Source organism: Geomonas sp. RF6, from assembly GCF_021044625.1.
In the GTDB taxonomy this organism is placed as follows: Bacteria; Desulfobacterota; Desulfuromonadia; order Geobacterales; family Geobacteraceae; genus RF6.
In genome coordinates this window covers 3,427,540-3,448,766 of record NZ_CP087999.1, presented here as the reverse complement: position 1 = coordinate 3,448,766, position 21,227 = coordinate 3,427,540, and the positions used below count along the sequence as shown (strand labels likewise).

The 21,227-nt window shown below is 61.1% G+C and carries 22 protein-coding genes; 8 read left to right on the top strand and 14 right to left on the bottom strand.

Annotation, left to right across the window (positions count from 1 at the left end; all coding sequences use genetic code 11):
* Positions 1-44: 44 nt before the first annotated feature.
* Complete coding sequence (cysT, locus tag LPW11_RS14860) at positions 45-875, bottom strand: sulfate ABC transporter permease subunit CysT (RefSeq protein WP_230994658.1); 831 nt, start codon at positions 873-875, stop codon at positions 45-47.
* Positions 876-1,034: 159 nt separating this feature from the next.
* Complete coding sequence (locus LPW11_RS14855) at positions 1,035-1,496, bottom strand: RrF2 family transcriptional regulator (protein ID WP_230994657.1); 462 nt, start codon at positions 1,494-1,496, stop codon at positions 1,035-1,037.
* 365 nt (positions 1,497-1,861) lie between these two features.
* Here LPW11_RS14855 and LPW11_RS14850 point away from each other — a divergent pair, with 365 nt between their 5' ends.
* From LPW11_RS14850 to mnmA, 7 genes are all read left to right on the top strand, one after another.
* The gene (locus LPW11_RS14850) at positions 1,862-3,115 is read left to right on the top strand and encodes an O-acetylhomoserine aminocarboxypropyltransferase/cysteine synthase family protein (protein ID WP_230994656.1); all 1,254 of its coding nucleotides are present in this window, start codon (positions 1,862-1,864) and stop codon (positions 3,113-3,115) included.
* Between the two features lie 58 nt (positions 3,116-3,173).
* Positions 3,174-3,386, top strand: a complete 213-nt coding sequence (gene thiS / locus LPW11_RS14845) for a sulfur carrier protein ThiS (RefSeq protein ID WP_230994655.1) — start codon at positions 3,174-3,176, stop codon at positions 3,384-3,386.
* Positions 3,383-4,204 (top strand): HesA/MoeB/ThiF family protein, encoded by an 822-nt coding sequence (locus LPW11_RS14840; protein WP_230994654.1) that lies wholly within the window; start codon positions 3,383-3,385, stop codon positions 4,202-4,204. Before thiS ends, LPW11_RS14840 begins: the two co-directional genes overlap by 4 nt.
* Complete coding sequence (locus LPW11_RS14835; RefSeq protein WP_230994653.1) at positions 4,197-4,598, top strand: M67 family metallopeptidase; 402 nt, start codon at positions 4,197-4,199, stop codon at positions 4,596-4,598. Before LPW11_RS14840 ends, LPW11_RS14835 begins: the two co-directional genes overlap by 8 nt.
* Positions 4,599-4,656: 58 nt before the next feature.
* Positions 4,657-5,595: a 4Fe-4S dicluster domain-containing protein gene (locus LPW11_RS14830; protein ID WP_230994652.1), complete on the top strand. Its 939-nt coding sequence runs from the start codon at positions 4,657-4,659 to the stop codon at positions 5,593-5,595.
* Positions 5,596-5,689: 94 nt separating this feature from the next.
* A complete protein-coding gene (locus tag LPW11_RS14825; protein ID WP_230994651.1) occupies positions 5,690-5,914 on the top strand; it encodes a sulfurtransferase TusA family protein in 225 nt (74 codons plus the stop codon).
* Between the two features lie 188 nt (positions 5,915-6,102).
* Entirely contained in the window at positions 6,103-7,185 is a 1,083-nt protein-coding gene (gene mnmA / locus LPW11_RS14820; RefSeq protein WP_230994650.1) for a tRNA 2-thiouridine(34) synthase MnmA, read from the top strand.
* A gap of 72 nt (positions 7,186-7,257) precedes the next feature.
* Here mnmA and modC read toward each other — a convergent pair whose 3' ends face one another.
* From modC to LPW11_RS14800, 4 genes are all read right to left on the bottom strand, one after another.
* Positions 7,258-8,313 carry a molybdenum ABC transporter ATP-binding protein gene (gene modC / locus LPW11_RS14815; protein ID WP_230994649.1) on the bottom strand — a complete coding sequence of 352 codons (1,056 nt, stop codon included), beginning with the start codon at positions 8,311-8,313 and terminating at the stop codon, positions 7,258-7,260.
* A 1-nt stretch (position 8,314) separates the two neighbouring features.
* Entirely contained in the window at positions 8,315-8,998 is a 684-nt protein-coding gene (modB, locus tag LPW11_RS14810) for a molybdate ABC transporter permease subunit (protein WP_230994648.1), read from the bottom strand.
* A gap of 86 nt (positions 8,999-9,084) precedes the next feature.
* Positions 9,085-9,849, bottom strand: coding sequence for a molybdate ABC transporter substrate-binding protein (modA, locus tag LPW11_RS14805; RefSeq protein ID WP_230994647.1), 765 nt, complete (start codon positions 9,847-9,849; stop codon positions 9,085-9,087).
* 263 nt (positions 9,850-10,112) lie between these two features.
* Complete coding sequence (locus tag LPW11_RS14800; protein WP_230994646.1) at positions 10,113-11,759, bottom strand: methyl-accepting chemotaxis protein; 1,647 nt, start codon at positions 11,757-11,759, stop codon at positions 10,113-10,115.
* Between the two features lie 149 nt (positions 11,760-11,908).
* Here LPW11_RS14800 and LPW11_RS14795 point away from each other — a divergent pair, with 149 nt between their 5' ends.
* A complete protein-coding gene (locus LPW11_RS14795) occupies positions 11,909-12,811 on the top strand; it encodes a cation diffusion facilitator family transporter (RefSeq protein ID WP_230994645.1) in 903 nt (300 codons plus the stop codon).
* A 22-nt stretch (positions 12,812-12,833) separates the two neighbouring features.
* On the opposite strand, the gene LPW11_RS14790 is transcribed toward LPW11_RS14795, so the two are convergent.
* The 8 genes from LPW11_RS14790 to LPW11_RS14755 all read right to left on the bottom strand — a co-directional run bounded on the left by LPW11_RS14790 (position 12,834) and on the right by LPW11_RS14755 (position 21,221).
* Positions 12,834-13,634: a hypothetical protein gene (locus LPW11_RS14790; RefSeq protein WP_230994644.1), complete on the bottom strand. Its 801-nt coding sequence runs from the start codon at positions 13,632-13,634 to the stop codon at positions 12,834-12,836.
* 498 nt (positions 13,635-14,132) lie between these two features.
* A complete protein-coding gene (locus LPW11_RS14785; protein WP_230994643.1) occupies positions 14,133-14,354 on the bottom strand; it encodes a GSU3473 family protein in 222 nt (73 codons plus the stop codon).
* A 273-nt stretch (positions 14,355-14,627) separates the two neighbouring features.
* Positions 14,628-15,989: a PEP-CTERM-box response regulator transcription factor gene (prsR, locus tag LPW11_RS14780; protein ID WP_230994642.1), complete on the bottom strand. Its 1,362-nt coding sequence runs from the start codon at positions 15,987-15,989 to the stop codon at positions 14,628-14,630.
* Positions 15,990-16,040: 51 nt separating this feature from the next.
* Positions 16,041-18,107, bottom strand: coding sequence for an XrtA/PEP-CTERM system histidine kinase PrsK (gene prsK, locus LPW11_RS14775; protein ID WP_230994641.1), 2,067 nt, complete (start codon positions 18,105-18,107; stop codon positions 16,041-16,043).
* A 38-nt stretch (positions 18,108-18,145) separates the two neighbouring features.
* A complete protein-coding gene (locus LPW11_RS14770) occupies positions 18,146-19,432 on the bottom strand; it encodes a nucleotide sugar dehydrogenase (RefSeq protein ID WP_230994640.1) in 1,287 nt (428 codons plus the stop codon).
* A 58-nt stretch (positions 19,433-19,490) separates the two neighbouring features.
* Positions 19,491-20,123 carry an exosortase C-terminal domain/associated protein EpsI gene (locus tag LPW11_RS14765; RefSeq protein ID WP_230994639.1) on the bottom strand — a complete coding sequence of 211 codons (633 nt, stop codon included), beginning with the start codon at positions 20,121-20,123 and terminating at the stop codon, positions 19,491-19,493.
* Positions 20,120-20,965 carry an exosortase A gene (gene xrtA, locus LPW11_RS14760; protein ID WP_230994638.1) on the bottom strand — a complete coding sequence of 282 codons (846 nt, stop codon included), beginning with the start codon at positions 20,963-20,965 and terminating at the stop codon, positions 20,120-20,122. Before xrtA ends, LPW11_RS14765 begins: the two co-directional genes overlap by 4 nt.
* Positions 20,952-21,221 (bottom strand): hypothetical protein, encoded by a 270-nt coding sequence (locus LPW11_RS14755; RefSeq protein WP_230994637.1) that lies wholly within the window; start codon positions 21,219-21,221, stop codon positions 20,952-20,954. Before LPW11_RS14755 ends, xrtA begins: the two co-directional genes overlap by 14 nt.
* Positions 21,222-21,227 lie beyond the last annotated feature (6 nt).

Here is a 21,227-nt window from a genome sequence, read left to right as displayed (position 1 = left end):
GGGCACTCCTTCCGACCTCACTCGAGGTCACGCTTTGCTGCTGATCATGCCGCGAAACGGCGGCTCCACTTCTGCAGAAGATTTATCGCCAGAAGGAGGAGGAAGGAGGCGACCAGCATGACGGAGGCGATGGCGGTGGCGCCGGCGTAGTCGTACTGCTCCAGCTTCGTGATGATGAGAAGGGGGGTGATCTCGGAAACCATCGGCATGTTGCCGGCGATGAATATGATGGAGCCGTACTCCCCCACCCCCCTCGCAAAGGAGAGGGCAAAGCCGGTCAGTATCGCCGGGAGCATGGTAGGGAAGAGGACGCGGCAGAAGGTCTGCCAGCGGTCGGCGCCGAGGCAGGCGGCCGCCTCCTCTATCTCGCGGTCGAGTTCCTCCAGTACCGGCTGAACGGTGCGCACCACAAAGGGAAAACCGATAAAGATCATGGCGATGACGATACCCGCAGGGGTGAAGGCGACCTTTATGCCGTGCCCTTCCAGAAAGGAGCCAAGCCAGCCGTTGGAGGAGTAGAGGCTCGACAGCGTGATACCGGCGACCGCGGTGGGGAGCGCAAAAGGGAGGTCGACGAGGGCGTCGAGGATCCTTTTGCCGGGGAAACGGTAGCGCGCCAGCACCCAGGCGACGAGGACGCCGAAGATCGCATTGGTGAAGGCGGCGATGAAGGCCGCGCCGAAGGTGACCCGGTAGGAGGCGAGTACCCGCGGAGCCGTCACCGCCTCCAGAAACTCTCCCCACGAAAGGGTAGCGGTCTTGCAGGCGAGCGCGGAAAGCGGGATCAGCACGATGATGCTGAGATAAAAGAGGGTGTAGCCAAGGGAGGGGGCAAAGCCCGGGAGAACTGAATCTTTCTTGCCGAAGACAGCCATGGTACGCTCCGTTTTTTCGCCCCCTCCCGTCGCGAGACAGGGCGTCGTAGACGTCGAGAGTCCGGCAGGAAGCCCCCGGGGTGGCGGCTTGCGCCGCCACTCGCAGGGGAAGTGGCCCGCCTTAGGAGGTACCCGACGTCTACCCGGAGGTACGTCGGACTAGATGCAGAAATCCAGTATCCCTCGGTGCTCTTTCTCTGCTTTTTCGATCTGCTCAAGGACGTCGGCAAGGGTGGTGCCATCGAGCACCTTCGCGATGGCGTCCCGCGTCTCCTTCATGACAAACCTGATGCCGCAGGTGTTCTCGTCCTCGCACTCGGTGCACTTTGCGTAGGAGGTTTCGCTGACGCAGGGGACCGGGGCGAGGGGGCCCTCCATAACGCGGACCGCCTGGCCGAAGGTGATCGTCTTCGGCGCCCTGGCGAGGAAGTACCCACCCCCCTTCCCTTTCTGGCTCTGCAGGATGCCACTATTTTTCAGAGCGAGAAGGATCGCTTCCAGGAACTTCTTGGGGATCCGCTCTTCCCGCGCCAGGTCGGCGATCAGGATCGGCCCTTCTTCGTAATGCTGTGCAAGGTAGATAAGTGCCTTCAGGCCGTACTTGGTCTTTTTAGAGATCATCTTTTTATCCTATCAACTAGGTAGATTACTGATTATCATTGGAGCAGCACTATTGTCAAGAAGTAATTTTTCCTTTACCGCATGCAGCACCTCCGTTCGCGCAAGCGCCTGATTCTCAAGAAAAGAGGGAGGAGAGCACGGACTGCAGCGCCCAAGCGACCTGAGTCCCCGAAAAGGGGGAGCCGCGGTACCTATTCCCCACCTTTTTACTCTGGTATCACCCTTTTATTTCTTGACAAATCCACCACATATTCTTTATCCTCTGCCACACCATTTCATTAAGCTGCCGGTTTTACACCTCGGCAGTAGGTAATAGAGTTTATTACCGCAAGAAGAAGATTATTTCCATAGATTTAGGAGGCGCTGTGGGCAAGGCGGAACGAGAGCTGAAATTTGATACCCTGCTGGTGCATGGCGGCGTGGCACCGGGTCCGGGGGGAGCGACGAAGGCTCCCATCGTGCAAGCCTCCGCATTTGCCCAGGACAGTGCCGAAGGACTGGAGGACATCTTTCGCGGCAGAGCGGTAGGGCCGATCTACACCCGCATCGGGAACCCCACCCTGGACGCCCTGGAGCGCCGTCTGGCCGTCATCGAAGGGGGGATTGCGGCTATCGTCACCGCCTCGGGGATGGCGGCGATCACCACCGCTGTCATGGCGGTAGTGCGCAGCGGCGACGAGATCGTCTCCTCCTCCTCTCTCTTTGGCGGCACCTTCTCCCTCTTCCGTGACACCCTCGGCAACTTCGGCGTCACGACCCGTTTTGTCGACCCCACCGATCTGGAGGCGGTCGAGGGGGCTATGAGCGAGCGCACGCGCCTCGTCTTCGTGGAGACGATCGGCAACCCGAAGATGGACGTTCCCGACATCGCGGAGCTCTCCGCCATCGCCAAAAGGCACGGCGTCCCCCTCATGGTGGACGCGACCGTATCCACCCCCTATCTCGCCAGGATGAGGGATCTCGGCGCGGACATCGTGATTCACTCTACCAGCAAGTTTATAAACGGCACCGCGAACGCCATCGGCGGCGCCATCATCGACTGCGGTAGCTTCAACTGGCAGAGCGAAAAATTCCCCCACTTCGAGCCGTTCTACAAGAAGTTCCGCGGCTTCGCCTTCACCTCCCGCACGAGGAAGCTGATCCACAAGGACCTCGGCGCCTGCGCCGCGCCGATGAATTCCTTCCTGTTGGGCGAGGGGCTGGAGACGCTGGCGCTGCGGATGGAGCGCCATTGCTCCAATGCCCAGAGGCTCGCGGAATTCCTGCAGAGCTACGAAAAGGTGGCCTGGGTCAACTACCCCGGTCTTTCCGACTCTCCGTACCACGAAACGGCACAAAAGCAGTTCGGCGGCAAGTTCGGCGGCCTCCTCACCTTCGGGGTCGCAGACCGCCAGAGCGCCTTCACGGTCATAAACGGGTTGAAACTGGCGAAGAATCTTGCCAACATCGGAGACACGAAGACGCTGGTGATCCACCCGGCGAGCACGATCTGCGCGGAGTACGAGCCGGAGGTAAAGGGGCTCATGGGTGTGACCGAAGAGCTCATAAGGGTTTCGGTTGGCATCGAGGCAATAGAGGATATCTTAGACGACTTCGGCGCGGCGCTCGGGGCGCTGTAGTAACCGCCCCGCCCGGCACAGACCACGTCCCGAAAAAGGACCACCAGGAGCATAATCAATGAATCTGACAGTAAATGGCAAAGCGGCAGAAGTCGCCCAGGATGCACTTTCGGTAACGAGGCTCCTCGAAGAGCTCCAGGTAGCCCAGCGCGAGTACGTCACCGTGGAACTGAACGGCGACATCCTCGACCGCGCCGACTTCGACGCCATAACGGTGAAGGACGGCGACACGGTGGAATTCCTCTACTTCATGGGGGGTGGCTCTTTATGAAGCTCACCGAGGACCAGATCACCCGCTACTCCCGCCACATCCTCCTGAAGGAGGTCGGCGGTAAAGGCCAGCGCAAGCTCCTGAACGGCAAGGTGCTCATCATCGGCGCGGGGGGGCTGGGCGCCCCGATCGCTCTCTACCTGGCCGCCGCCGGAGTCGGGCAGATCGGCATCGCCGACGCAGACGAGGTCGACCTCTCCAACCTGCAGCGCCAGGTGATCCACTTCACCCCCGACGTGGGGAAGGCGAAGGTGCTCTCGGCAAAGGAAAAGATGCTCGCCATCAACCCGGACCTTAACGTGAAGACGTACCAGGAGTGGGTTTCCGCGGCGAACATCAGGGAGATGATCGAGGAGTACGACTTCGTCATCGACGGCACCGACAACTTCGCGGCGAAGTTCCTCATCAACGACGCCTGCGTGCTCGCCGGTAAGCCGTACTCCCACGGCGGCATCCTGCAGTTCGACGGGCAGACCATGACGGTGAAGCCGGGGGAATCCGCCTGCTACCGCTGCATCTTCCCCGACCCCCCCCCCAAGGAGGCTATCCCTACCTGCTCGCAGGCGGGGGTGATCGGCGTGCTTCCGGGCGTGCTGGGGACTCTCCAGGCGACCGAGGCGATCAAGTTCCTCCTCGGCGCGGGGGACCTCCTCACCGGAAGGCTCCTCACCTACAGCGCGCTGCGCATGCGCTTCAGGGAGATCCCGGTGAAAAAGAGCGCGAAGTGCCCGATCTGCGGCGACAACCCCACCATCACAGAACTGCACGACGAGCTCGAAGCGATGACCGTGTGCGACCTGGAGCAGCGCAATGCTTAAGATCCCCTCCCAGATTCTCGAGGCGATAATCGCCCGCTCCCAGGAAGGGTTTCCCCTCGAGGTGTGCGGGATCCTCTCGGGGGTAGACGGTCTCGTCCTGGGGCACCATCCGATGACCAACATGGATGCCAGCAACGAGCACTTCACCATGGACCCGAAGGAGCAGTTCGCGGTGGTAAAGGAGCTGCGCCGCAAAGGGTGGGACATGGTGGCGATCTACCATTCGCATCCGGAATCTCCGGCGCGCCCGTCGGAGGAGGACATCCGCCTCGCGCTGACCCCGCATGTCTCGCACCTGATCGTCTCCCTCATGGACCGGGAGGCTCCGGTGGCGAAGTCGTTCAAGATCACGGACGGCGTGGTGGAGCCGGAAGAGATGGTGGTGACGGAGTAGGACTTTCAATTGAAGAAAAGCGTCCGGCGCCAGCCGCACGCAGGAGGAGACCCTATAGATGGCAGATATAAAGATTGACCTCAAGAACCTGAAGGCGGGCGGCTTCATCAAGGAGCGCGGCAAAGACCTCTTCACCGTGCGCCTGCGGGTGCCGGGGGGGCGGATGTCGGTGGACCGCCTGAGCAAGATCGCTGCAGTGGCGCAGAAATACGGCAAGGGGTACGTGCACCTGTCGGTCCGCCAGTCCATCGAGCTCATCAACATCAACTTCTCCGACTTCGATGCGGTCGTTGCCGAGCTCGGCGAAGAGCAGCAGAAGGTCGCTTCCTGCGGCGCGCGCGTGCGCGTCCCCACCGCCTGCGGAGGGTGCGAGTACAACCCGAACGGCCTGGTGGACACCCAGAAGTCGGCGCTCGAGGTGGACGAGAAACTGTTCGGCACCGCCACCGGGCACCACAAGTTCAAGGTCGGTTTCGCCGGGTGCCCTTTCGACTGCCCGAAGTCGGCGACAAACGACGTCGGATTGCAGGGCGCCATCTGGCCGGAGCTCTGCGCCGACGAGTGCATCAGCTGCGGACTGTGCGCCAAGAGCTGCACCGAAGGCGCCATCACCATGGGTGACGACGACAAGCCAGTTTTTAACGGCTCCAACTGCATCTACTGCGGCGACTGCGTGAAGGTCTGCCCCACCGATGCGTGGAAGAGCGTGAAGAGGGGTTACACCGTGCGCATCGGCGGGAAGTGGGGGCGCCGCCCCCTCGTCGGCACCCTCTACGCCACCTTCCTCCCCGAGGAACAGGTAGTGCCGTTCGTGGCGGAAGTGCTCGCCTGGTACAAGGAGAAGGCGGAGGGGAAGGGACGGGTCCGCATCGGCGACATCATCCTGCAGGAGGGGTGCTCCTCCCTCCTCGAGCACCTGCGCAAGAGCTTCCCGGAGTGCACGGTGGCGGAGACCATTCCTCCGCAGATCGTGCAGACGCAACTGCCGATCCGCTAGGATCCCGGCGCGACGCCGGAGTTTCTGAAAAAGACTGGCCTTTTTCTCTGGCAAACGGTATCCTCGTGCCAGATTTACGTTGAGGAGAGGGAGTATGGAAAGAATAGATCTGCGGGGCGTGACCTGCCCGACCAACTTTGTGAAGGCGAAGCTTGCCCTTGAAGACATCGAGACCGGGGAGACGGTGGAATTCCTCATCGATGACGGCGAGCCGGTGAAAAACGTCCCGAGGAGCCTGAAAGCGGAAGGGCACAAGCTGCTCGGCCTGAAGGAGACCGACGGCTACTACACCCTCACGCTGGAGAAGGGTGAGGACTAGTAGCAAGTCTCGATACCCGGCACCATCATCCCCCTCCTGAGACGGCGGAGGGAGGAGCGAGTGAGCGATTTCACTCCCCCTCCCTTCCCTTTCTCCAGCTGGGGGTTTTTCTGTTTATGGAGCAGAGCGTTCCCACCCCTTTCGAGGGACTGGCGAACAATCCATCGTATTGTGCATCAAGAGGAAATATGACCGAGTCAGTTGGCAAAAAAGTTCTGGTGGCGATGAGTGGCGGCGTCGATTCATCCGTCACCGCCGCCCTTCTACAGGAAAGGGGATATGAGGTTATCGGCGTCACCATGCAGTTGTACGAGCCGCGCCACGCTCCTGTAGGCGGAAAGACCTGCTGCTCCCTCACCGACGTCATGGACGCCGGCAGGGTCGCAAAGCGGCTCGGCATCCCCTTCGAGGTGCTGGACCTGCGCGACAAGTTCAAGGAGATGGTCATCGACGACTTCGTCCGCGAGTATGCCGCAGGACGGACGCCGAACCCCTGCGCGCGCTGCAACGAAAGGATCAAGTTCGGGGCGCTCCTGGAGATGGCCTCTTCCTTCGGGGCGGACCTCCTCGCCACCGGGCACTATGCCCGCATCGAGAAGGACGCCGCCGGAGCGTACCAGCTCCTCAAGGGGCTCGACCAGCGCAAGGACCAGTCGTATTTCCTTTTCGCCATGAACGCGGACCAGCTCTCCCGCACCATCCTCCCGATCGGGTCGATGGAAAAGCACGAGGTGCGGCAGCTCGCCGAGAGGTACAACCTCCCGACCGCCCAGAAGCAGGAGAGCCAGGAAATCTGCTTTATACCCGACAACGACTATGTGCGCTTTCTGGAGGAAAACGGGGTGCACCCGGAGCCGGGAGAGATCGTCACGAGCACCGGGAAGAAGGTCGGCGTCCACAACGGCGTACACCAGTTCACCGTCGGGCAGCGGCGCGGGCTCGGCATCGCCTGGGCGGAGCCGCTCTACGTACTCGCCATCGACCGCGATAACGCCGTCGTGACCGTGGGGCCGCGCCACGAGCTCACCTGCGGGGGGCTCGTCGCCGGGAACACCACCTGGACCGGCACCGCACCGGAAAGCTTCCACGGGACGTGCAGCATCCGCTACCGGCAGAAGCCGGTGCCGTGCGAAGCGGCGCTGGAGGCGGACGGAAAGCTGCGGGTAAAATTCGAGACTCCGCAGGGGGGTGTGACACCTGGGCAGGCAGTTGTCCTCTACGACGGGGATCGTGTGGTAGGCGGCGGCTGGATCGAGGCAGGAACGCCCTGATGCAGATGTGACTGTGAACTGTAGGCCGGGATAAGCCGCAGGCGTTCCCGGCGGTCCACTGCAACGGCAACTCTAATCGAGCCGCCTGAACGACGAAGCCTTCACCACGGCATACAGCTCGCTCCCTTCCTGCAGTTGCAGGTCGGAGGCGGCCGCGGCGACGACCTCGGCAATGAGCTTCCTGTTACCGCAGGAGAGCTCCACCCCCACCTTCGTGCCGGAGGCAAAGGTGTTTTTCACGGTGCACTCCAGGAGGTTGCGGGCGCTGATCGCCTCCGGGTGTTTCTTGAAAAGGATGATATCGCGGGAAGAGAGCTCAAAGAGCGCCTTCGGGCGCTCGTCCCCCGCTGAAAGGAGCACCTCGTTGTCCCCCCACCGGTAAAGATGAAGTCCCTCCTGCACCCCCATCCCCTCCAGATGCAAAAGATTGAGGTACCCCATGGGGCTGCGCCCCATCTTTTCGCGCGCGAGCTTTTCCGCGGTCGTGTGCGCAGCTATCCGCCCCGACTCCACCGCAATGACCTGGTCGGCCATAAGGCGCATCTCCAGCAGGGAGTGGGAAATGAAGAGATAGGGGATCCTGAAGCGGGCGCTGACGTCCTTCAGATACGGGATGATCTGGAACTTGAGGGTGTCGTCAAGGGCGCTCAGCGGCTCGTCGAGAAGGAGGAGCCGCGGATTGGCGAGCACCGCCCGCCCCAGCGCCACCCGCTGCCTCTCCCCTCCCGAAAGGTGGCTTACCCCGCGCTCCAAAAGCCCCTCCAGCTTCAGCACCTCCACCAAGGCATGGAAGTCGACGTTTCTGTACTCCGGGCTGCAGCGCTTGAAGCCGTACAGCAGGTTCGACCTGACGCTCAGGTGCGGAAAGAGGCAGGACGCCTGGAAGACGATGGAGACGCGCCGCTTTTCGGGGGGGAGGGCGATCCTCCTCTTGCTGCTGAAGAGACAGATATCGTCGAGGTAGATTTCCCCCTCGTCCGGGTCGGCAAGCCCCGCTATCAGCCCCACGAGGGTGGACTTCCCGCTCCCCGACTGGCCGAATACCCCGATGTCATCGCCGGAGACGGAGAAATCGACGTCGAGGGTGAAGTCGCCGAGGGTCTTTTTGGCCGCCATGCGGATTTCCATATCAGTCCCTCCGCGCCAGTCTGACGCTCAGATATTCATGAAAGAAGAGGACGAGGACCGATATGGCGACCGAGACGAGACAGAGGGAGAGCGCAAGCTTTTCGCTTGCGGGGGAGCTGGCATAGTCGTAGATCGCAAGAGGAATGGTCTGGGTAATCCCGGGGATATTCCCTGCCACGATGACGGTGGCTCCGAACTCGCCGAGGCTGCGGGCGAACATGAGGGAGGAGCCGGCGATGATGCCGCGCATCGAGAGGGGGAGGATCACGGTGAAGAGCGTGTCGTACCAGCTGGCGCCGAGGGTGCGGGACGCGTTTATGAGCTGCCGGTCGACGGCGTCCATTCCGATGCGGATGGAGCGCACCAGGAGGGGGAAGCCGACGACGGCGGAGGCGAGGACTGCCGCCTTCCAGGTAAAGATGACGGTGATGCCAAGGGGGCGCAGGAGAGACGCGAGCCACCCCTCCTTCCCCAGTAGGAGCAGGAGGAGGTATCCCACCACCACGGGGGGAAGGGTGAGGGGCAGGTTCACCAGCACTTCCAGGACCATCTTGCCGCGGAACCTGACGAAGGTGACGAGATAGGCACAGGCGAGGGCAAAGGGGAGGGACACCACGGTGGCAGCGACGGCGACCTTCGCGGAGAGCCTTATGGCATCATAATCGGCAGGTGCTAGCGAAACCATGATGCGTCCCCCTTATGTTCCACTTCCTTCGTGCTCACCATTGAGCCCGCCTCCTCTACCTCGAAACTCCCTGTCGCTATAGGACGCTACCGCACCGCAAAGCCATACCTGGAGAGCACACCCTTCGCCTCGTCGCTCTCCAGAAAGCGGAAGAATTCTGCCGCTTCCTTCTTTCCCGCTCCCGTGGCGGTAAGACCCATCGGATACACGATGCGGGAGTGGAGCCCCGCGGGGACCTCGAAAAGGATCCTCGTCTTTCTCCCCTGCAGCGCGTCCGTTCTGTACACGAATGCGCCGTCTACGTCTCCGCGCTCGGCATACATGAGGGACTCGCGCACGTCCCGGGAAAAGACCACCCTTTTTTCCATCTGCTTTTCCAGCCCCGCCTTCCTTATGGCTTCGGCGGCGTATTCCCCCGCGGGGACGCTCTTGGGGCTCCCCATGGCGATCCGTTCCAGTTTCGGGAGATCGTGCATGGAGGCGGCCTTCGTGCTGCCACTCCCCGCAAAGACAAGGGTGTTGTAGGCAAGGGGGCGGAGCGATCCGGGCTCCAGGAGCTTTCTTTTTTGCAGATACTCCGTCCACTCGGAGCTTGCGGAGATGAAGATATCAGCGGGCGCGCCATTTTCAATCTGCTTCGCGATGGTGCCGGACCCTCCGAAGTTCGTCACGACGCGAAGACCCCGGTGCCTGGTCAGGTAGAGCCGGGAGAGGTCCCCGATTGCTTCTTTGAGGCTTGCCGCGGCCGCGACCTGAATCTCTCCCGCCACCGCCACCGGAACGCGGGCGGAGAAGCAGAGGAGCAGAAGGATAGCGCTCCATGCGCTTTTTCTTTTCAATCGACCGGCCATCGTCGTACCCCCGCCTTCAGATTAACCGTTGCACAGACTCCTTTAGCAGATTCCATTCCAAAATACCACCGATTCCAAAAGTTCCGCGTTTCCGGAGCTCTCCACGGGGGTCGGCATCCCCCCCTGGCACCTTCCTGCCGCAATAAGGAGCGTCCTTTGCGAAAGGTGCCTGCAGACCGGGCAGGCTTCAAAATGTAAAGAGGCGGGCCCCCTTTCCGGTGGGCCCGCCTCTGACAACGATCAGGTCGTGACAATGCTACAGACTACGCCACCTTGAACTGGTGCACGATCGTCTCCAGATCCTGGGCGCAGCGGGAGAGCTGCGCCGCTTGGGAGGCACATTCATGCGACTCCTGCGCCGTTCTCTGCACAAGGGTGGTAATCTCCTGGATGTTACCGCTGATCATCGCGGTGGTGGCGGTCTGCTCCTCGGCAGCGGAGGCGATCTGCGTCACCTGCAGCGAGACGGCGTTCACCTGCTCCAGTATCTCCTGCAGCGCCGAGCTCGACTTCGTAGCCTCCTCCGTTCCGTGCTCCACCTCGGCTACCCCCTGCTCCATGGCATTCACCACCCCCTTCGTCTCGGTCTGAATCGCCTTTATCATCTCGCCGATCTCACGGGTTGCCTTCGTCGTCCTTTCCGCCAGCGCACGCACCTCGTCAGCCACGACAGCGAAGCCGCGTCCCTGCTCTCCCGCACGAGCCGCCTCGATAGCTGCATTGAGGGCGAGCAGGTTCGTCTGGTCGGCGATGTCCTCGATGGTCCCTATGATCTCGCCGATCTGGTCGCTGCGCTCACCGAGAAGCCCCACCGTGTCGGCAAGTCCCTTTACCCGGACCGCGATTCTCTCCATGATCGTTATCGTTCCTCCCACGATCTCCACCCCATTTTCTGCGATAGCGGAGGTATTCTGCGAGCTCTCTGCCGCGGACTGACAGTTGCGGGAGATGTCACGGGAGGTGGCCGCCATCTGCTGGCTGGCGGTCGCCATACCGGTCGACTCCGCCGCGGCGCTTTCGGCGTTCTGGGCAATCTCCTCGGAAGATCTCGACAGTTCCTGAGAGGCATCCGCCAGTAGCGTCGAAGTCGTGCCGATCTGGTGCAGCATGGAGTCGAAGCGGTCCACCATGGTCTTCAGGCTGCCGAGCATGACCCTCACGCTCCCCCGCCCCTCTACAGGGACCGCTACCGTGAGATCACCGGCAGCGATCCGGTCGGTAATGGAGGTACAGAGGGCAAAGGTGCCACTGATGCTCCTGATGATGAGGGCGCTGACCGCACCGAAGGAGAGAAGGACAACCAGGCACAGGGATATCATGAAGAAGCTGGAGCGCGAGAGAAGAGCTGCTGTTTCCTGCTCAACCTGCACCCCCTTCGCGTTGGTGATGGTCACCAGCCGGTCGATCTGCTGCCGGTGGGACTCGTACAGGGAGGCAAGGGTCTTCAGGGACCCCTCAGACTTCTCGCGGTCCCCGCGCATGAGAGCCGGGAAGAAGGAGTTTATCCCCTCGTTGAAAAAGGCCTGCGCCGGCTGGTACGAGGCTTCCACCATCAGCCGCTTCATCTCCCCTTCCGCAAGTTCCTTCTCCCAGAAGGCGTGTCGCTCGTCATACTCGGATTTGAGCCTCTTGAAGCGCTCCAGGAGCTGCTGCTCTTTTTGGGGATCGCTCGCGTGGTTCGCCTGAAGAACCACCAGGTACGACTCGATGATGTATTCCGGAGGGGGGAGTATGTCGGCGACGAGGTCCTTCCCCTGCACGATCTCGCGGTATAACGGGCTGGACACCTTCACCTTCCCCACCACACCGAAGGAAGCGACGGAAAGAACGACCAGCCCAAGCACCGCTATCAGGGCAAGGACGAGAATCTGTTGAAACACACTGAACCTGCTGACTTTTCCGGCTGCCATGCACTGCACTCCTTCGCATTTGGATTGTAAGGTCCTCGCTATACCATCGTCACTACCGGTCCCCCTCTTTAGGAAAAGTGCGGGAGACACTATGCCGTTATTTTCGGGAACGGTTGTGCTGAGGGGCCAGATGGGGTAAGGTGAGGACCATGAATCAGCAACTCAAACTGCGGGCCGCCCGCATCTCCATCCTTTCCAATACCACCCTTATCGCAATAAAGCTGGCAGCAGGTTTCGCGATGCACTCGGTGAGTGTCGTCTCGGAGGCGGTCCATTCCGCCATCGATCTCACCGCAGCCTTCATTGCGTGGTTCTCCATCCGCGAGTCAGGGAAACCCGCCGACGCCAAGCACAACTTCGGTCATGGAAAGATCGAAAATGTTGCGGGCACTATCGAGGCGATCCTCATTTTCGGGGCGGCACTGATTATCATGTGGGAGGCAGGGCGAAAGCTCGTCACGGGAAATGTGGAGGTGGAGCAGATCGGAGTGGGGCTTTTCGTGATGCTCCTCTCGGCGGGCGCCAACTTTTTTGTCTCCCGGCATCTCTCGAAGGTCGCGAAAGAGACCGATTCCGTTGCCCTGGAGGCGGATGCCCAGCACCTGCGAACAGACGTCTACACGTCCCTCGGGGTTGTTGCCGGTCTGGTGGCGATCAAGCTCACCGGCGTGAAGCTTCTCGACCCGGTGGTGGCGATAGTGGTGGCGTGCCTCATCCTAAAGACCGCGTTCGAGATGACCAAGGAGGCATTTTCTCCGATCCTTGATGCCAAGCTTCCCGATGCCGATGAAGAGGTCATTCACAAGGTGCTGGACGATTATGCGGGGGAGTACGTCGAGTATCATAATCTGAGAACGCGGAAGGCGGGGTCGCTGCGCTACATCGATATGCACCTTGTGGTGGCAAGGGGGATGACGGTTCAGGAAGGGCACGAGCTTTCCGACAAGATCACCGGCCGTATCAAGGAGCTACTTCCCAACAGCCACGTCCTGGTACACATCGAGCCGTGCGGTGATACGTGTGTTATCTGCGAGCAGGAGTGCGGCAAGTAACCTTGCCGCACCCGCGGACAATCTAGAAGGCGTAGGCGAGCTTGAGCGAGATGAGGCTTGAGTCGGAGGGGGGCTGAAAGGCCTGGTTGTCGACGATCTGCGCGCCGCCGGTGGCTATCCGTTGCGTGGGGACGTTGGCCGATTGGGAGAATTTCACAGCTTCGTACTCCACGCTCACCGATACCGCTCCGACCCTGACACCACCCTCTGCAAAGCCGGTCACCCGTGACTTTGGTTCGACCACCACATCCGAGTACCCGGAATCGCTCAGGCTGACATGATTCCTCGTGTAGATCGGAATAAAGGCCCCGCCGCGGGCAAAGAGGGTGCATCCTCCCGTCCTGTACTCCCCTGCCACCCCTGCCTTTGCGTAAAAGAGGTTCCAGTCCTCACCGGAGCGGGTCCTGACCCAGAATTTGTGCCCCAGCGCCGCGAACGGCTCCACATTCAACCGCTCTTCCGCAAGAGCCTGATACCCCAGTGAAAATTCTTCCCTGGTGCCGATGTATATGGTGCTCGAGTCGATCGGAACCGTTCCGGTCACATCGTGCCCGTCATAATCGAGTTCCCCTCCCCATACCTCCAGAAGCTCGTTGAAGGTGAACCGGCTTACTTCGTCCTTCCTGGCGATACCCGCGGCGTGAAGGAAACCCTGCTCCTTCACGAAAGAAGAGCCGTTTAGCTGCTCGTCCCATTCAAACCATCCCGTCTTGAAATATACGCTCGTTTCTCCTGCATAAGCGTCGATGGCAGTAAAAGCGATGCAGAGGGCAAATAGTGCTGCAAGCCTGCAAATGGCGCGGTTGAAGTTTCTCTCTCTCATGGCTCAGCCTCCTATGTTGGGGACACCGAGCTCTTAGTTTCAACCAATGAACCAAAATAAACGTTTCCACACCAAAGGCCCTAGCTTGCTAATACAGCTGAGCTTTTTCCGCTTCAGCGGTTTGAAATTGAAAATGCCATATCAACATGCGCCGAGGTATCGTGCACACGCGGAGAGAGAGAAACAGACGACTCCGTTGGTTTTATTTAACTTTTTCAACACACGGCTGTGAGCAAGTGAGGCAAGGATTGAACAGGGAACGGGGGGGGCGCCGGAGGAGCGAGTGCTACTTCGGAAGGAGTTTGAAAAAGATCCGCTGCAGCGAGTTTGTGGCCGAGGAGTTCGGAGAAGGGAGAATGAACAGCGGAGAGACGCTGGGCGGAGGAGAGAAGGGAAAAGCTGCCCCCTCCGCAGCAGGGATTCATACCTATTGCGGCTGCCACCTGGCGGTGGAGCTACCAAAGTTTGTCAGGATGGAGCCTACCGCCGGGGGGACGGTCAGTTGTTCTGCATCCGATCGCCGAAGAGGTTTTCGGCCCTTCTCTCCGGGCCGTTGTAGGTGGTTGCCTTCCTGCTGGTGCGGATCGGATCAACCCCTACTGTTACCCAACCGGTACTGCGCAAGAACCTCGCTACCTTTCCGGACTCAATAAGGCTGTCCAACATGAAGTCCTTGACATAATCGTAGCGATTGTTCGTCCAGTTCACCTGAATGAGCATAGCACCCACCTCTTGCGTATGAAAAAAAAGTCACTCCGCCGAAGGGCGACCGTGTCAGAAAAATTCACCACTTGTACCCGAGGCATCAGAACCGGGCATTCAAAAATCACACCAAGGAATGATAAATGGCTTTTCAGCTACTTGCGGCACGGACCGGGAGACACCACGCGGGTAGCTGTAAAGAGTCCCGACACCACTGTCGGCAAAGCTTACACAGCGGGCGTAACTGAGGGAGAGTCCCTGTCGAAAAAGGACCGTCCCCTTCGGGAGACCTCAAGGATGCAGTGAAAGTTTCTTCATGAGGTCGTAGAGGGTCGGCCGGCTCACCCCCAGTTCCTCCGCCGCCTTCATCATGTTCCCCGACTGGCGCTGGATGGCTGCCAGCACCATTTCACGCTCCACTCTGTCTCTCGCCTCCCGCAGCGAGATCGTCACTTTCGACGGTTCCGTGTCCTGACAAAATTCGGGATCGGACCCGAGATCGGAAGGCTCGATGGTGGCGCCCTCGCACATGATGACTGCGCGCTGGACCCTGTTGCGCAGTTCGCGGACGTTGCCGGGCCACCCGTAGCTCCTCAGAAAGGAGATCGCCGCCGGCGTGAAACGCACCGCCTTTTTCTTCTGCTCGGCTGAGAACGCCTTCAGGAAATGCTCGGCGATTATCACCACGTCATCCCCCCGCTCCCGTAGCGGCGGGAGATGGATGTTGATGACGCCGATGCGGTAGTAGAGGTCCTCCCGGAACTTTCCTTCGCCGATCGCTTTCAGGATGTCGACATTGGTGGCACAGGTAGTGCGCGTATCGATGCAGATATCCTCGCGTCCCCCCACCCGCTGGATCGTCCCCTCCTGCAGGAAGCGAAGGAGCTTCACCTGGAGGTTGATCGGCAATTCCCCTATCTCGTCAAGAAAGAGGGTTCCCTTGTGGGCGTACTGAAGCTTTCCCTGCACCATCTGGTGAGCCCCCGTGAACGCCCCCTTCTCGTGGCCGAAAAGTTCCGATTCGAGGAGGCTCTCCGGGATCGCGCCGCAGTTGATGGGGATGAACGGCCCCTTGCGCCGCAAGCTCGTCTCATGGATCGCCCCTGCCACCAGCTCCTTTCCCGTCCCGCTTTCGCCGGTGATGAGAATCGGGGCGTTGGAGCCGGCGACCTTGCGGATGGTGGTGTAGACGGCGAGCATCTCCTTGCAGCAGCCGATCATCCCCCACGCTTCCCCGGCGGACTGCACCGTCCCGTGGGTGCGGCTGTGCGATTCGAGGTCGGCAAGATAGAGGGCGCGGCTGATGATGACCTTGAGCTCGGCGAGCACGGGGGGCTTGGAGTAGAAGTCGCACGCGCCCATGCGCATCGCCTTCAGCGCGTTTTCCCGCTCGTTTTGCCCGGTCAGCATGATGAGCTTTGCGTACGGGTTCAGTTCCAGCATCTGGGCCAGAAGACGAAATCCCTCCTCCGAACTCTCCTCGTACGGCGGGAGCCCGAGATCGAGGACCACCACGGGGGGAGCCTCCTTCTTGAAGAGAGCGAGCGCCTCTTTCGCGTCACCGGCGAGAAAGACGGTAAAGTCCTGCCCCAGCCCCCATTTGAGCTGCTGCCGTATCTCCCTGTTGTCGTCGACAATGAGCAACTTAGCCACAGGTAACCTCGTCCACAAATGTCCTGATGATTATCGACCAGAGGCAGCAGTTCATGCCGCCGCCGTATTCCCGTTGTAACCACTCTCCTCCAGCGGGGAGAGCCACACGGTAAAGACGGTCCCCTTCCCTTCCACACTGCTCACGTCGATCCTGCCGCCGTGAGCCTTCACGATCTGGCGGCACTGGTACAGCCCGATCCCCAGCCCCTGTTTCTTCGTGCTGCGAAAGGGGGTGAAAAGCTCGCGGCCGAGAAAGGCGGGGGACATTCCGCAACCGTAGTCGGCAACCCGGATATAGGGGGCGTCTTCGCCTCCGACCTCGACGAAGACCGGGCTCTCCCGGTCGGAGGCCTCGATCCCGTTCAGGAGAAGATTCAGCACCACCTTCTGCATCTCCCCTTCGTCCGCCATGGCGATGCGGGAAGTCCCTGAAACCTCTATCTGCGCCCCCGATATCTGCCGCGCGCTCTTCTTTACCAGGGTCAGGAGATCTACCGGCCTCAGCTCCGTCCTGTGGTTCCCGAAGTTCCCCAGCCTGCCGATCAGGCGCTGCATCTTGTCCACCGTGAGTCCCAGGCCCTCCATCATGTCCTGCTGGAATTCGGGGTTGTCCAGGTGTTGCCGGGCGTTTTCCAGGATGAGCGAGATGGTGGCGACCTGGTTTTTCAGGTCGTGCACCACGAAGGTGGCGAGGCTTCCGACGGCCTCCAGCGCCCGCGCCCGGGTCAGTTCCTCCGAGAGGCGCTGATGCTGCACCGCGAGGGACGCCTGCCTGGCCATCGCCTTCATGAGGTCGTAGTCCTCGTAGATGAACGGCTCGTCCGATTTGACGAGCGCCCCGAGGGGGAGGAGGCCGACAAGCCGCTCCCCTTCGAAGAGGGGGACTATGAAGGAGATGCGGTGCCTGCCGAGGAACTCCTCGTTCTCCCGCAGGATCTCGGGGTTGTCGTCTCTCGTGCTGAATACCCAGCGGCGCTCCCTCAGGTACTTCACCAGCTGGTTCTCGCTCGGGAGGGTGTCGTCCGTCGCGTCCATCTCGCGGATGGAGATGCTGCAGTACCACCCCGTCCCCTCCTGGTGCAGGAAAAGAGCTGCACCCTGCACCCCGAAGGTGTCGCAATAGGCGGAAAGGAGGCTCTTCAGGACCTCTTCGCCGGAAGAGGAGGATTCCACTCTCTCGGTCAGGCTCAGCCACTGGTGCCGGTAGTCGTACTTGCTCGGATAGAAGTGCTTGTGCAGGAAGACCTGCACCTCCCGCTTCACCCTCCTGGAAGAGAGAAGCACCAGGAGAAGAACGCCGCCGAGGAAGACGACGCTCGCCGTGAGGGAGCGCGGGAAGAACGGCCCGAGATACTGCATCCCCACCCCCAGCATCCCGAGAACGACGAGGTAGCAGGCGACCGCGCCGAAGACGACGGACTTGAAGGCTGCGGAGTGTGAGACGGTGATGCGCACCGCGCCGCGAAAGTGCAGCCTCGCGTACGACATAAGCGCCGCCGCCACCGCGAAGAGGGTCGAGCGCAGCGGCACGTACCCCATGTCGAGGGTGCGGTACAGGATGGCGTGGCTGTAGTAAAAGATGAGGACGGCGAGGATGGCGCCGAGCGCTATGACGTCCAGTTTCACCCGCCAGAGCGCCTCGGGGGAGGCGTTTTGCAGGGTCGATTCGAAATTGATCAGGGCGTACACCAGAAACGTCATGATCGCGAAGTAGTAGCAGCTGCCGAAGGTGGTGAGGAAAAGGAGCGGCTCCTGAGGGAAATCGGGGGCATAGAAGAAGGCGGAGTCCGGCAGAAGCAGGGGCGCCAGGACGAGGAGGGGAGAGAGGAGACAGCAGAGCTTCCCGCAGCGGCTGAAAGAGGCGACTCCGCCGCCCCGTGCGTAGCTCAGGCTGCAGGCCACCCAAAAGAGAGGCAAAAGCGCCTCCACCACCAGCGCGCAGCTTTTGAAGGGGAAATGGGGTGCGACCCCGGAAAGGGCTCCGAGGTCGCAAAGTTCCAGCGTGGCGGTGGCGGCGAGGGCAACGCAAAGGGAGGCGTTGTCGAGGGTGCGATCGCGCAGGAGTGCGCGCAGCGCGCAAGCATACAGCGCAATGATCGCAACCAGAGAAATCGCCATCTCCCCCCCTCCTGCGCAGTCCTCGCTGCGCCGCTATCTCAAAGGTTCCAGACCCTCATCCCGGCAGCGCTCAATGCGGAGCCGTCGTAGATACTCTTCACGTCGATCAGCACCGGGGACTCCCCCATGAGCCGGGTGAGCTCCGCCACGTTCAGGGCGCGGAAGTCGGCGTGGGCGACCGCCGCGACAACCGCCACCGCGGGTTTCAACTCGCCGAAAGGAACAAGCTTCACCCCGTACTCCTCCAGCGCCTCCTCGGGGTCCGCCAGCGGGTCGGTTACCTGCACTTCCATGCCGTAGTCGGAGAGTTCGTGGATGATATCGGCGACCTTGGAGTTTCGCAGGTCCGGGCAGTCCTCCTTGAAGGTCAGTCCGAGGACGGTTACGACGCTTCCGAGGACCGGGTGGCCGGCACGGACTATCTCCTTCACCGCGCGCTGCGCGATGAACCTGCCCATGCCGTCATTTATGCGCCGCCCGGCGAGGATCACCTGCGGGATGTACCCCGCCTTCTCCGCGCGGTGGGTGAGGTAGTAGGGGTCGACACCGATGCAGTGCCCTCCTACCAGTCCCGGGGAGAACTTCAGGAAGTTCCACTTGGTACCCGCCGCCTCCAGCACCGCGGAGGTATCGATATTGAGGCGGTCGAAGATCAGCGCGAGCTCGTTCATGAGCGCGATGTTCAGGTCGCGTTGGGTGTTCTCTATCGCCTTGGCGGCTTCCGCGACCTTGATGGAGGGTGCCCGGTGCACCCCGGCGGTCACGACGGAGGAGTAGACCTGCGCCACGATCTCCAGCGTCTGCGCGTCCTGGCCGGAGACGACTTTCTTTATCTTCGTGAAGGTATGCTCCCTGTCCCCCGGGTTGATCCTCTCCGGGCTGTAGCCGACGGTAAAGTCGCGCCCACCCTTCAGCCCCGATACCCGCTCGAGGATCGGGAGGCACTCCTCCTCGGTCACCCCGGGATAGACGGTCGACTCGTACACCACGATGTCCCCCGCCTTCAGCGCCGCCCCCACCGTCTCGGAGGCCCTGCACATGAGGGAGAGATCGGGCTGGTTCGCCTCGTCTATCGGGGTCGGCACCGCCACGATATGGAAGTCGGCGTGCTTTAGCTCCTCTATGCTGTCGGTGAAGAGGATGTCGGCGGAAAGGAGGTCGTGCGCATCGACCTCGCCGGTGCGGTCGATCCCGTCCCTCAGTTCCGCGATCCTCACCTTGTTGATGTCAAAGCCGATGGTGCGGCGCACCTTCCCGAAGGCGACTGCCACCGGCAGCCCGACGTAGCCAAGACCAATGACAGAGACGATACGATCGGTGTTCACAGGTTATCTCCTTTTTCCATTGCCATGATTCTTCTTCCTCGCTCCCTGCGGGGGTCCGCTAGCTCGGCAGGAACTCCCGCAGGGTGGGGATCAGATCTTTCACGAACTGCTCGCCTACCAGGGCGGCCTTCTGGTCGTCCCCCTCCACCGGGACCGATATCCGGATAAATGAGGCGTCGCGGCGCCGGTGCAGCACCGAATTGGCAATTTCGGCAACCTTTAAGGAATATTCGTCGGAGATGCTGGTCTTTCCGACCTGGAACCAGTAAAGGAAGAGCTCCTTGTTCTCTCCCTTCTGGTACAGCGCCCGCACGAACTTCAGCTTCTCCCCCGCGGTGGCGACCTCGGCACGTTTGCTGTACACCTCGCACCAGCCGCTCCCGGGGAGGCAGTGCTTCGGGGAGTGGATCTCGCCGCTCTCCTTGCCGCCGTCGTGATACCCCACGTAGAGGAGCACCCGCTCCCCCCGCGGATTCACATACTCCCGGTACAGGACGTCGGATGCCTTCAGCACCTGCTGCACGCTCTCCGGCAGGCTCGACTCCCGCGTCAGCTTCCAGCTGCTCACCGCAGCGGGAAAGTCTTCGAAAGGCTTCTTCATCGGCACCCCGAGGTCGCGGTGCACCGTCATGTACAGTGCCGCGGCGCCGAGGAGGGCGTAGACGGCGAGGAAGCGGCTCTTCCCGATCATGAGCCCCCCTTCCCCGAGCGGGCGAGGAGGCCGCCGAAGGAGACCACCATGGCAATCGCCACGCCGAAAACCGCGAGCCCTGCGAATTCATGGAAGAACCCCTCCGCCGCCCGGGCTCCCCAGTACTGCGCCAGAAAGCCGGTGACGATCACCCGGAGGGCGTTGGTGAAGACCGCCACCGGGACTGCCGCACCGATCAGAAGCACCCTCTTGAGCGGGGGGATGCGCAGGAAAAAGGCGTAGGCCACGGTCAGTGCCAGGAGCGAGATGAGCGACCTGATCCCGCTGCAGGCGTCCGCCACCTCCAGTGTCGTCTCCGGCAGGATGATGATGTTCCCTTCCGACAGGACCACCACCCCCATGAGCTTCAGGAACGCGATGGAGGCCTTCGTCACGAAGAGCTTCAGGGGGAAAGCGACCGCGTCGTACACGATGTACGGCAGGGGGACCATGAAAAAGAGGTAGCAGATAGGGAAGAGCATGAGCCGGAAAGCCCCCTTCCCGAAGAAAAAGAGAGTGAGCCCGCCAAGGAGGACGACGATGGAGGACCTCATGGTGAAGAGCTCGGTTGCAAGCCATCCCAGCACCAGTTGCACGACCCCGCACCCGACGAGGGCGAGCCCCGGCCACCACGGCTCCACCGCCACGCCCTGCAGTTCCTCTCTCATCTCATAGAGGAAGTATCCGGCAATGAGAGGGACTACGAATCCATGCGAATAGTTCGCGTCGTGGTACCAGTCGAGCGCCATTTGCGGCACCACTGTATGGTACAGCACAGCCACAAGGAGCAGCAGTATCAGATACGGCCACTTGTCGGCCTTCAGAGATTCAACCAAAGTCATAGCTCGCCACCGCTTTGTCGCTTTGCAAGAGCATCGAAGTTGCTTGAGTGAGACCGAAGATTGCAGGCGGATTATGATACACAACCAATTCTTCTTTTGCAACAACAGCTGCATGAATGAGTGAAAATTCGGGAATTAGGCCGAAAACGCGCTCCTGATCAAGGAGTAACTGACGCCGAACCAATAGACACTTTTTATTAAAAGTAGCAGCAGAATGAGAAGGCGCTGCAGGTGGGAAATTTTTTTCTGCTTTCACCGTACT